Source organism: Pseudoalteromonas sp. 2CM36K (genome assembly GCF_023161865.1).
Taxonomy (GTDB): Bacteria; Pseudomonadota; Gammaproteobacteria; order Enterobacterales; family Alteromonadaceae; genus Pseudoalteromonas; species Pseudoalteromonas tetraodonis.
In genome coordinates, this window is the sequence record NZ_JALNTK010000012.1 from 69,295 (window position 1) to 81,189 (window position 11,895).

The window sequence follows — 11,895 nt, forward strand, 5'->3', positions numbered from 1 at the left end:
AATAGAACCACTATTATTTGCAATCAATGCCTTGCCTAAATCGCTTTTAATTCCGACGACACTCGCATTTTGAGGTGGTCTAAATATACCCAAACCACCTCATAATGCAGAATTCAGCGCTTCACAGGGGCTTAATATCAAGGCGATACTTTGCAGTCATGGTAGTCCCTTTCAAGAAGTAGCAACGATGAGAGTATGCCCCTGTGAAACGCCCACGGGTTGGCTTAAAAGCGATTTATACTGCGTTATTGATATTAATAATAGAACCACTATTATTTGCAATCAATGCCTTGCCTAAATCGCTTTTAATTCCGACGACACTCGCATTTTGAGGTGATTTGGGTATACACTTGGCGCGATTTTAAATGATGTGGAATTCTAACAATGCGCGTAGCTGATTTTAGCTTTGACTTACCTGATGAATTAATTGCTCGTTTTCCTAAAGCAGACAGAACCAGTAGCCGTTTATTGAGCTTAGATGGGCCGAGCGGTGCTGTTGAGCATAAAATATTTAGTGACATTCTTGAACTGGTTAACGAAAACGATTTACTGGTTTTTAACAACACCAAAGTAATACCTGCACGTATGTTTGGTCAAAAAGAATCAGGCGGTAAAGTTGAGGTGCTGGTAGAGCGTGTATTAGATGAACACCGCGTTCTTGCGCATATTCGTGCGAGTAAATCTCCAAAGCCAGGTAATGTCCTCATTTTAGAGGGAAAAGCAAAAGCTATTATGGTGGCACGCCATGATACCTTATTTGAGCTTGAGTTTGACCGCAGTGAAAATGTGCTCGATATTTTAAATGATGTGGGCCACATGCCGCTTCCTCCTTATATTGACCGCCCAGATAACGAAGCCGACCGTGAGCGTTACCAAACGGTATATGGCGAAAAGCCAGGCGCTGTTGCTGCACCTACGGCAGGTCTTCATTTTGACGATAAACTTATGACTGCGCTTAAAGACAAAGGCGTACAAATGGCGTTTGTTACCTTGCATGTTGGCGCAGGTACATTCCAGCCAGTTAGGGTAGAAAGTGTTGATGAGCACATCATGCACTCTGAATATATTGAAGTGCCACAAGATGTGGTTGATGCGGTTGCCAGTACTAAAGCCAAAGGCGGGCGTGTGATTGCAGTAGGTACAACTTCAGTACGATCACTAGAGTCAGCCGCAAAAATACATGGCGGCAAGCTAGATACTTACTTTGGCGATACCGATATCTTTATTTTTCCGGGTTATCAATTTAACGTTGTTGATGCCATGGTAACTAACTTCCATTTACCCGAATCAACTCTGATCATGTTAGTTAGTGCCTTTGCAGGGCAAGACAACATTATGGGCGCTTACAATACGGCGATTGAACAACAGTATCGCTTTTTTAGCTATGGCGATGCGATGTTTTTGACCCGTAAATAATTCTCAGCGTTATCGGTTTTTATTTTACTCATAAGCATAGTGAATTTCTCACTGCTAATAGTAATAGGGTGGTAAAAAGGGTAGAATCGAGCGGTTAAATTATAGCTTGTTGGACTGTTTTTCCGACACAGAGGATATTATGAAATTTGAATTAGACTGCACTGATGGCAAAGCGCGCCGCGGCCGCTTGATTTTTGATCGAGGTGTAATAGAAACACCAGCGTTTATGCCTGTAGGTACTTACGGCACGGTTAAGGGTATGACACCTGATGAAGTAAAAGCAACCGGTGCACAAATTTGTTTGGGCAATACATTTCACTTAATGTTGCGCCCTGGTACTGAAATCATTAAACAGCATGGTGATTTACACGACTTTATGAATTGGGACTTCCCAATTTTAACTGACTCAGGCGGTTTCCAAGTATTTAGCCTTGGTGCAATGCGTAAAATCACTGAAGAAGGCGTGATGTTCCAATCGCCTGTAAATGGTGACCAAATTATGATGTCGCCAGAAAAGTCAATGGAAGTGCAGCGTGATCTTGGCTCAGATATCGTGATGATATTTGACGAATGTACGCCATATCCTGCCACCGAAAAAGAAGCCAAAGACTCTATGGAGCTTTCTCTTCGTTGGGCTAAGCGTTCAAAAGAAGGGCATGGCGACAACCCATCAGCATTGTTTGGTATTATTCAAGGCGGTATGTATCCTGAGCTTCGTGCACAGTCACAAGCGGGCCTTGAAGAAATTGGTTTTGATGGTTATGCACTCGGTGGTTTATCGGTGGGTGAGCCTAAACATGAAATGATTAATATTCTTGATCATTGTGCTTATAAAATGCCAGAAAACAAACCGCGTTACCTAATGGGTGTTGGCAAGCCAGAAGACCTAGTTGAATCGGTTCGCCGTGGTATAGATATGTTTGACTGTGTAATGCCAACGCGCAATGCACGTAACGGTCACTTATTTATTACTACTGGCATCATAAAAATCCGTAACGCAGTGCATAAAACAGATACTGGCCCACTTGATCCAGAGTGTGATTGCCATACCTGTAAGAATTATTCGCGTGCTTATTTGCATCATTTAGACAAATGTAACGAAATTCTTGGCGCACGACTAAACACTATCCATAACTTACGATACTATCAACGTGTTATGGAAGGTTTGCGTAATGCTATTAGCGAAGGTCAACTAGAGGCATTTGTACACGATTTTTACGCTCGCCGAGGCCAAGAAGTGCCAGAGCTAGCTGATACAACAAATTAAAATTTAAAAATTAAAGAGGAAGTATTATGAGTTTATTTATTTCAAACGCACATGCCAGCGCTGGCGCACCTGCAGCAGGCGGCGGTATGGAAATGCTAATTATGTTAGCGATTTTTGGTTTGGTTTTTTACTTTTTAATTTACCGCCCGCAAGCAAAGCGCGTAAAAGAGCATAAAAGCTTAATGAGCGCGATGGCAAAAGGCGATGAAGTGCTAACCCAAGGTGGTTTAGTAGGTAAAATCGTAAAAATTGCTGAAGATAAAGACTTCATCGTGATCTCATTAAATGAGCAAGCAGAAGTAACAGTACAAAAATCAGCAGTATCTGCTGTATTGCCTAAAGGCACAATGAAGTCGCTATAAAAATAATAAGGACGACCCCGTGTTAAACAAGTTTCCAATTTGGAAGTATTTACTTGTTTTAGCTGTGTTAGCCATTGGCCTTTTATATGCTTCACCAAACCTGTATGGCCGCGATCCGGCCATACAGGTTTCTGGCGCTAAAGGCACCGATGTTGACCTCAGTGTTGTAGACAAAGTAAACGCAATCCTCAAAAAAGATAACGTAAGCGCTAAATCGACAAAGCTTGAAGATGGGCAAATTCTTGTTCGTTTTAAAAATGTTGAAGATCAACTAAAAGCGCAAGACTTATTGCGTAACTCGCTTAGTAGTGATTATATCTCAGCGATTAATATGGCTCCTGCACAACCGGCTTGGTTAAAGTCGCTTGGCGGTAACCCTATGAAGTTGGGCCTAGATTTAAGTGGTGGTGTGCATTTCACCATGGAAATCGACATGGTCACTGCGGTTGATAATCAGCTTGAGCAAATGGAGCAAGATTTTCGTAGCGACCTGCGCGAAGAAAAGCTACGTTATCGTAGTGTGCGCCGTGTAGCTGGCTCTGAGCGTATGCGTGTAGAAATGCGTAACGAAGAAGATAAAGACGCTGCAGAGCGCTTTTTAGAAAGCCGTTACCCATTAAACGTTTACATTGATGATAGTAGTAACGATAACGCATTCTTTGTCACTATGAGTGAGCTAAAGCTAAAAGAAATTCGTGACTATGCTATCAAGCAAAACGAAACGATTATTCGTAACCGAATCAACCAAATTGGGGTTGCAGAGCCAAACGTACAGCGCCAAGGTGCTGAACGCATTATTGTGCAATTACCAGGGATTCAAGATACCGCTCGCGCTAAAGAAATTTTAGGTGCAACGGCCACACTTGAGTTTCGTGAAGTTGACGAAAATGCTGATATAAGCGCCGCTGCTCAAGGTCGTATCCCTCCGGGCACTGAAATGATCATGAGCCGTGATGGTTATCCTGTGGTACTAAAAAAACGCATCATTCTTGAAGGCAGCCATATTACTGGCGCGCAGTCGGGTGCAGATGAGTATCAGCGTCCACAAGTAAGCATTAAACTCGATAGTAAAGGTGGGGCAAAAATGAATGCCTTCACCAAACGGGCTATTGGTAAACGTATGGCTACCGTGTTTATTGAGTACAAGCCATCGGGTAAAAAAGATAGCGAAGGTAAAGCACTTCCACCAATTAAAGTGGAAGAAGTGATTAACGTAGCAACCATTCAAGCGCGTCTTGACCGTTCATTCCGTATTACCGGTATTGATAACCCCGCTGAAGCACATAACTTAAGTTTACTACTTCGCGCGGGTGCACTGGTTGCGCCTATTCAAATAGTAGAAGAACGAACGGTTGGACCAAGCCTAGGTCAAGAAAACATTGAAGCGGGTATGACCGCTGTAGCCTTAGGTTTTGCATTTGTACTGGCCTTTATGCTTATTTACTACAAAGGTTTTGGTCTTGTTGCGAATATCGCACTGGCTGCCAACTTAGTACTTATTGTTGGTGTAATGTCGTTAATTCCAGGTGCAACGCTTACCCTGCCCGGTATCGCAGGTATTGTACTAACCGTTGGTATGGCTGTTGATGCGAACGTACTTATATTTGAGCGTATTCGTGAAGAGCTTGCTGATGGCCGCAGCCCTCAACAAGCGGTTCATTTTGGTTACGATAGCGCCTTTAGTACTATTTTTGATGCCAATATCACCACATTAATTGCGGCGATTATCTTGTTTGCTGTTGGTACCGGTCCTGTTGCAGGCTTTGCGGTAACCCTAGCAATTGGTATTTTAACCTCTATGTTTACAGCAATTGTAGGTACCCGTGCGGTGATCAACCTATTTATTGGTGGTAAACGTGTTGATAAACTTTCAATTTAAGGAGCAGACATGCAAATTTTAAGATTGGGCGGAAAAACCCTTCGTTTCATGTCTCTTCGAAAAGTGGCAATGGGCTTTTCTACGTTATTAATCATAGCGTCGCTGGCGTCACTTTTTGTTAAAGGCTTAAATTTCGGTTTAGATTTTACCGGCGGTACAGCAGTTGAGGTAGGTTTTTCACAACCTGCCGATCTGAAAAAAGTACGTAATGTACTGGCCGAAAACGACTTTGCTGATGCATCGGTACAGCTTTTTGGCTCAAGCCAAGAAATACTGGTCCGTTTAGCCCCTCGCGGTGATGATGTAAAAGCAGAAGTGATTGGTAACCAAGTAATTGCTGCCCTTAAACAAGCTGATGATAGCGTAGTAATGCGCCGTATTGAGTTTGTAGGCCCAAGTGTAGGTGAAGACTTAAAAGAGCAGGGTGGCCTTGCCATGTTAACTGCGCTTATATGTATCTTAATTTACGTGGCATTTCGCTTTGAATGGCGCTTTGCTGTGGGTGCAGTGGGGGCGCTATTACACGATGTAATCATTACGATTGGTTTATTCTCGGTGCTTGGTTTAGAGTTTGACCTAACTATTTTGGCTGCAATCCTCGCCGTGATAGGTTACTCACTAAACGATACCATTGTTGTATCAGACCGTATCCGTGAAAACTTCCGTAAAGTACGTATTGACGACACCATTGAAATTATTGATCTGTCACTTACGCAAACACTTAATCGTACTTTAGTTACATCAATTACCACTATTTTAGTATTGATTGCACTCTTTGTATGGGGCGGCCAAACTATTCATGGCTTTGCTACCGCACTATTATTTGGTGTATTTATTGGTACTTATTCTTCAGTTTACGTTGCCAGCTCGGTGGCTATTGCCATGGGCGTAAGTAAAGAAGATTTAATACCAGAGGTGATTGAAAAAGAAGGTGCCGATTTAGACTCAATGCCTTAATTGAGATTAAATTATCTTTTTTAAAAAACCGCTCCTTGCGAGTAATGCAGATCAGTTAAGAATATTTTTATGATCACTTGACTGATCTTTCCATGGCTTCAAAATCCGATATTAGAAATAATATCGGATTTTTTTATGTCTCTCATTCAGCACTTCGATAACATGTCTTCATTTTTAAATGATGTACATACACTAGATAAACTTAAACAGGTTCTTGACCCTGATATTCTTGAACAAGCATTTAAACATGCAGGTGTTGCTACTGTGCGTAAAAGGCGATTACCGCTAGAAGCTATTATGTGGTCTGTAATTGGAATGAGTTTATTCCGAAACGAAACCGTTTGGGATATCGCTAATAGACTCGACATCTCTTTAATAGCCTATTAGCCACGCCCAACATGCTAACCCTCTAACCATGTTACCGGGTAATGTGGCAATTAGTGAAATAATAGAGCAGCGTCTGCAACATAAACAGCCATTTTCACTAGCCTATATCGATTTAAATCATTTTAAACAATTTAACGATTTGTATGGTTACGCCAGTGGGGACAGCGTGATAAAACTTCTGGCCGATGTGACTGTAAAAGCGTGTGCGCACAGCGCTAACTTTGTCGGGTATATTGGTGGCGATGACTTTATGGTGGTGTTTGAAAAAAAAGATGCGGTGGAGGTTTGTAATACCATTATCACGCAATTTAAACTGCAGTCACGCGTATTTTTTACGCCAGAGCATATTGCTGAAAAAGGGGATTGGGCAACTAATCAAGAGGGCGAAAAGCAGTTTGTACTTTTACTTACACTATCGATAGGTTTAGTTGAGCCGGATCTGCAGCAGTGTAAAAATAGCCATCAAGTAGCGGCATTAGCCACAGATGCTAAAAAAAAGCAAAACGTTATCGTCACAGCTACTTATTTATTTGTAATCGAAAAAGGCCAGCACCCGTTGTTGTGCGTTTATCCAATAGTAAAAAAGTGGCTAACAAAAAGCAAAAAAGGAGCCTAGGCTCCTTTTTTTAAGTGCGGTATTACGATTAACGTAATAACGACTCAGATAATACTGGGCGCATTTCGCGAACAATTGCCTGTGTTAGCTTAGGTGCACCACAAATAACGTTACCGCTCACGTTGTAGTTATTACCGCCAGCAAAATCAACAACCATGCCGCCAGCTTCTTTAACTAATAGCTCGCCTGCTGCTGTATCCCACGGTTTTAAACCAATTTCAAAGAAACCATCAACACGACCCGCTGCAACATACGCCATATCAAGTGCTGCAGAACCTGCTCGACGAATATCAGCGGTATGTACGAATAATGCTTTAAACGCTTCAGAATAGGCATCTAAGTGGTGTTTTTGTTTGAAAGGGAAACCTGTTGCAAGAATAGAACCTGCAAGTTCAACCGTTTTAGATACACGTAAACGTTTGCTATTTAACTGTGCGCCTTGACCACGAGAAGCGGTGAAAAGTTCGCCTCGAATTGGATCGTAAATTACGGCTTGGTCTAAACGACCTTTAACTTTAAGTGCAATAGATACTGCGAAATGAGGGATACCCTTGATGAAGTTAGTTGTGCCATCAAGTGGGTCAACAATCCATTGGTAATCAGCATCCTTACCTTTGTGTTCGCCTAACTCTTCACCAACGATGCAGTGATCAGGGTAAGAACGTAAAATAGTGTCACGAATTACGGCTTCGGCTTCTTTATCAATGTTCGTAACTAAATCATTAGTGCCTTTTTGTTGCACTTCAACTTTTGATAAGTCTTCACTTGCACGAAGAATAAGCTTGCCTGCGTTACGCGCAGCGCGAACCGCAATGTTTAACATTGGATGCATGGTATTACCTTTGGGTTGTAAAAGAACGTTTATATATTTAAGCCGGCGTATTTTAGCGGTTTTTGCCATAAAGTAAACCATAAAGCCTAAATACTTGTGAGTGTTTTTTGTACAGGTATGATCTTTCAATATATTTATTGGAACGAAAACAGGCAATAAATTTGTAAATTAGCGCTTTACCTAAAGTTAACTTGAGGTTTTATGATGTTCTATATTCAATTAATAGGAAGAAAGTTATGAAATTAGAACACGTAAATTTAGTTGTTAGTGACATAAACGCCATGCTTAAGTTTTACCAAGCAGCGTTTCCCTATTGGTCAATTAGAAGTGTGGGGGAAGGGGAAACTGCGACCTATCAGGACATCAAGTTGGTTTGGCACACTTTGCCTATGTAACCAATAACTTAAATGCAGTAATAGCGCGCCTAAAACATGCGGGCTTTGCAATAAGTAAAGAAGGTGCTGTAAATCCATTTAGAAAAAAATTTTATTATATTGACCCTGCAGGGTTTGAGGTTGAGTTTGTAGAGTACATGAGTGATGTACCTAGTGAACGAAATAACGACTTATAATATGAATGAAGCCAACTATTATGGCTTCATTCAATGTTTAGCATATTTAATAATGTTTACCATTCATGCCAAGTTGAGTTTTTAGATCATTTGCAAAGTTAATAAATTTTTCTTTAATAGTGCGTTTAACTTTAACTTTAACTTCCACAGAGCCTAAAACAGTTTTTCCTTCAATGTGAATCGTTGGCCCTTGGCGCTTATTTAGTGACACTGTTTTATTTTCAAAACTGCCTAAAATACAAAACATTTTAGAAACTACATTAACGTGCTCAGGTACATATATTTCTTCGCTGCCAAAATAACAATTAACGTGAATAGTGACATGTTGGTGGGTAAAAATAGCATCCGTAAAATCAAGATTGACTGACCCCATGTAGTTTTCTATGTAAATGTTTTGAGGAACTACCCATTGGCCGCTTCGTTCACTCGAACCAAGAATGCTTCTTAATGTAAGTGGCTCTTCATCAGTCTCATGCTGCGCGCTATAATTAGGTGCAAATTGAGAGTGCTTTTGCGCCTTATATTGCTGGTCAGTATTTAAGGTTAAATCTTCAACGAGATCCATAAGTGCTTTATTGTCACTCGCTGCCATGGCGTCGTCTAAGCGCCTTTCAAATGCTTCTACAGAAATAACACCATGGCTGTAGTTATAAATGAGCTGATCAATCACTTGCTCACGAACTTGCTCAATAGGGCGGTCTTCAATTTTAACAGACATTTAAATTATCCTTTTATGGTTGCTGGTTATTTCAAAGCAAGCCTTATACCAAATACTAAATTGTTTAAATTCAGTGGTTTATGATTTTTGGTTTTTGATTCTTTATTATATTAACGACAGATTAACCAAATATACAATTATTTAGTAAGTTTCGCTATTCGAGAAACTTTTACGCAATAGTCTGTAAATGTTTACTTAGTAGGTTTAAGCCAATATCTACTATTTTAAAATAACCTATTGAAATTAAAGGTTAAAAAATGTTGGCCCGATGCTCGCATTAGCTTAAGTGTCTTTAATCAAAAGGAGAACGATTATGAAAACATTTAATAAGTCTATGATTGCAGCCCTAGTATTAGGAACAACCGCAATGGGCGCTCAGGCAAGCAGTTGGGAAAACGAAAGCAAAGATGCTTGGATTGATGGGAAAGCAGAAACAGTATTGCTTATGAACACCAATCTAAATAACTTTGATATCAACACGGACGTAAAAAACGGCAAGGTAATGCTAACAGGTAAAGTAAACAGCGAATTAGATAAAGAGCTTGCTGAAGAACTCGTGCTAAGCCTAGATGGTGTAACTGACGTTGAAAACAGTCTAACTGTGGTAAAAAACACCGACATGAAGAAGCATGACTCTAAAATGATGGGTAACGACACTGAAAGTGATTTAACCGATGCTAAAATCACTACAGTGATTACAACACGTTACTTATTTGATTCTGAAGTAGGTGGTACAGACATTGATGTTGATACTGATAATGGTGTGGTAACTCTAAAAGGTACAGTTGAGTCTGATGCTGAAAAGCAATTAGCGATGGAAATTGCTAAAAACGCTGAAGATGTTCGCAAGGTAGTGGATGAATTAACTGTTATTGCAGAATAATACACTATACTAAAGCCCAGCCCTGCTGGGCTTTTTGTTTTGCTAACATTATAAGGATTAAATTATGGATATCATTAGAATTATTTTTTCTATTTTATTACCACCACTGGGTGTGTTTTTACAGGTAGGACTAGGGATGCATTTTTGGTTAAATATTTTGCTAACCTTACTCGGCTATTTCCCTGGATTAATTCATGCGATTTATATTATCGCCAAAAAATAACACTCTATCGCAGTAATACATTTAATACTGAGTTGCTAATTGCCATCGTAAGGTATGTGTATTAGTTACTCAGACTACTATTATTTAATGAGTTCGTTTCCTCAACGTCACCATCAATAAATCTAAAAGCTTACTATTTGAGCAGTTAGCCCTTTGATTGTTAAAATAAAGCTTTTTGCTAGTGACAAGCCCCTAAAAACTTTTTATACTGCAACCCGCTTTAGTCGCTCTGTGGCTAAACGCTTCAAAAAATTAACTGCTTACAGTTATACAAAAATGGCCCCTTAGCTCAGTTGGTTAGAGCACACGACTCATAATCGTTAGGTCCCCAGTTCGAGTCTGGGAGGGGCCACCACTTTTACACGCTTTCCAAGTAATGAATCACTAACTAAAAATAATTATCTTCCTCGCGGACGTCCTACGGATCGGATTTAAGTAAATGCTAACTTTAACTAACATGCTTAAACCATCCGTTAAAAGCAGTACTATATTAGTGATTAAAATAATTGTATCTTCACTTTTGGTCACCAATATCAAGTTTTGACAATATCACCGTTTAGACCCTGCCGTTAAACGTTCTGCTAGTGTGGCAGATACTTTTAATATGTTGTTAGTCTCAATCGGTGCGTTATCACCTTGCATCTCGTTATGGGCTTTTATAGCGGCAATAGCTGCTTGAGCGTTTAACATTCCTTTTTCTTGATGATCAGTCATAGCCTTGTCGATGATGGTTTGTAGCGCCACCAGCTTTTTAGTTTTAGACCATATAAAATCAATATGCGCTTGTTGCTGGTGGGCTTTTATGTGATTTTGAATTACAGGTTTGCTCAGGTTTTCCTGCCCGATAGAATAGGCTGTTTTCTCACTATACCCCGCTTTAATGGCTGCCTGTGTCGCATTGCCACCATTCAATAAATACGCTTTTATAAAGGCATCTTGTTTTAGTGTTAATTCGTTGGTGTGTGTCGTCATAGCTTAGTCACTGCTTATGCAATCAATGTTGTTATATTATAACGTTTTTACGGTGGGTGGCTTTCAAATTTCTTTATGTATTGCCTTAAAGTTTCGCAATTGCTAGATTATGGGTTTACATGATAAAAAAGAATCAACGGAATATTATTAGTTGCTACTTTTTAGGGGCTTGCAATATCAAAAGGAAAAGTAAAATGGCACTTATTAAATGCAAAGAATGTGGCGAAAAAGTTAGTACTAAAGCAAAAAATTGCCCAAGCTGCGGTGCGAAAGCACCAAAGAAAACATCAATAGTAACTTGGGGTGTATTGGTATTAATAGTGCTTGCCATTTTTGGAGCAATACACACCGAATCAAACCTTACACCTGAACAAAGAAAAGCGATAGAAGAACGACGTACTTCGGACATTAAAGAGAAAGAAGCTGCTCGAATAAAAAAATCTGAATTAGAAGCGAAAGCAAAATTAGAAAATACTCGTAAAGGGTTTCATTGCCTAAGTAGTTTCGATGGCTCTCACGCTGGAGTAAAAAAGCTAGTAAAAGAGAAGATGCGTGACCCGAAAAGTTTTGAGCATATCGAAACGCAAATCTCACCAGTAAACGATAACGGCACTCACAACTTGATCATGAAATACCGTGCAAAAAATGGCTTAGGTGGTTTTTCTGTAAATAGCGCTTCAGCGATAATAGATAACGAATCTTGTAAAGCTGTAATTACATCACTGAAGTAAATTTGCGATATGAGATTAAGTGTATTAGCCAATCTTGCTGTTTTAACTTTGCACCCTGTAAAAAAAGTAAAAAGTTTAAAA

At 40.0% G+C, this 11,895-nt stretch carries 12 protein-coding genes, 1 tRNA gene and 2 pseudogenes; 12 read left to right on the forward strand and 3 right to left on the reverse strand.

Annotated elements, in window-relative coordinates; genetic code table 11:
- Window positions 1-384: 384 nt before the first annotated feature.
- The 7 genes and pseudogenes from queA to MTN97_RS09135 form a co-directional block, all read left to right on the forward strand.
- On the forward strand, window positions 385-1,416 hold the full coding sequence (gene queA, locus MTN97_RS09105) for a tRNA preQ1(34) S-adenosylmethionine ribosyltransferase-isomerase QueA (RefSeq protein WP_008466350.1): 1,032 nt from the start codon (window positions 385-387) through the stop codon (window positions 1,414-1,416).
- 139 nt (window positions 1,417-1,555) lie between these two features.
- Window positions 1,556-2,683, forward strand: a complete 1,128-nt coding sequence (tgt, locus tag MTN97_RS09110; RefSeq protein ID WP_036980274.1) for a tRNA guanosine(34) transglycosylase Tgt — start codon at window positions 1,556-1,558, stop codon at window positions 2,681-2,683.
- Window positions 2,684-2,709: 26 nt separating this feature from the next.
- On the forward strand, window positions 2,710-3,045 hold the full coding sequence (gene yajC, locus MTN97_RS09115; protein WP_010391747.1) for a preprotein translocase subunit YajC: 336 nt from the start codon (window positions 2,710-2,712) through the stop codon (window positions 3,043-3,045).
- Window positions 3,046-3,064: 19 nt separating this feature from the next.
- Entirely contained in the window at window positions 3,065-4,924 is a 1,860-nt protein-coding gene (gene secD / locus MTN97_RS09120) for a protein translocase subunit SecD (protein ID WP_248474223.1), read from the forward strand.
- 9 nt (window positions 4,925-4,933) lie between these two features.
- Entirely contained in the window at window positions 4,934-5,881 is a 948-nt protein-coding gene (gene secF, locus MTN97_RS09125; protein ID WP_013465987.1) for a protein translocase subunit SecF, read from the forward strand.
- A 162-nt stretch (window positions 5,882-6,043) separates the two neighbouring features.
- Window positions 6,044-6,268, forward strand: coding sequence for a transposase domain-containing protein (locus MTN97_RS09130; protein ID WP_409418111.1), 225 nt, complete (start codon window positions 6,044-6,046; stop codon window positions 6,266-6,268).
- Window positions 6,264-6,898 (forward strand): annotated as a pseudogene (locus MTN97_RS09135) (GGDEF domain-containing protein); the annotation flags it as partial. The gene MTN97_RS09130 and the pseudogene MTN97_RS09135, both read left to right, overlap by 5 nt.
- Before the next feature lie 14 nt (window positions 6,899-6,912).
- Here MTN97_RS09135 and suhB read toward each other — a convergent pair.
- On the reverse strand, window positions 6,913-7,716 hold the full coding sequence (gene suhB / locus MTN97_RS09140) for an inositol-1-monophosphatase (RefSeq protein WP_069439886.1): 804 nt from the start codon (window positions 7,714-7,716) through the stop codon (window positions 6,913-6,915).
- Between the two features lie 236 nt (window positions 7,717-7,952).
- On the opposite strand from suhB, the pseudogene MTN97_RS09145 reads away from it, so the two are divergent.
- Window positions 7,953-8,287, forward strand: a pseudogene (locus tag MTN97_RS09145) (VOC family protein).
- A gap of 46 nt (window positions 8,288-8,333) precedes the next feature.
- Here MTN97_RS09145 and MTN97_RS09150 read toward each other — a convergent pair.
- Entirely contained in the window at window positions 8,334-9,005 is a 672-nt protein-coding gene (locus tag MTN97_RS09150; RefSeq protein WP_248474226.1) for a LiaF domain-containing protein, read from the reverse strand.
- Between the two features lie 313 nt (window positions 9,006-9,318).
- On the opposite strand from MTN97_RS09150, the gene MTN97_RS09155 reads away from it, so the two are divergent.
- From MTN97_RS09155 to MTN97_RS09165, 3 genes are all read left to right on the forward strand, one after another.
- Window positions 9,319-9,888, forward strand: a complete 570-nt coding sequence (locus MTN97_RS09155; RefSeq protein ID WP_036980268.1) for a BON domain-containing protein — start codon at window positions 9,319-9,321, stop codon at window positions 9,886-9,888.
- Window positions 9,889-9,952: 64 nt separating this feature from the next.
- Entirely contained in the window at window positions 9,953-10,111 is a 159-nt protein-coding gene (locus MTN97_RS09160) for a YqaE/Pmp3 family membrane protein (protein WP_008466367.1), read from the forward strand.
- A 278-nt stretch (window positions 10,112-10,389) separates the two neighbouring features.
- Window positions 10,390-10,466: transfer RNA gene (locus MTN97_RS09165), tRNA-Ile, on the forward strand.
- Window positions 10,467-10,660: 194 nt separating this feature from the next.
- Here MTN97_RS09165 and MTN97_RS09170 read toward each other — a convergent pair.
- Window positions 10,661-11,083: a terminase small subunit gene (locus MTN97_RS09170; RefSeq protein WP_248474228.1), complete on the reverse strand. Its 423-nt coding sequence runs from the start codon at window positions 11,081-11,083 to the stop codon at window positions 10,661-10,663.
- A 194-nt stretch (window positions 11,084-11,277) separates the two neighbouring features.
- On the opposite strand from MTN97_RS09170, the gene MTN97_RS09175 reads away from it, so the two are divergent.
- Window positions 11,278-11,814: a hypothetical protein gene (locus MTN97_RS09175; RefSeq protein WP_248474229.1), complete on the forward strand. Its 537-nt coding sequence runs from the start codon at window positions 11,278-11,280 to the stop codon at window positions 11,812-11,814.
- The last annotated feature ends 81 nt before the right edge of the window (window positions 11,815-11,895 follow it).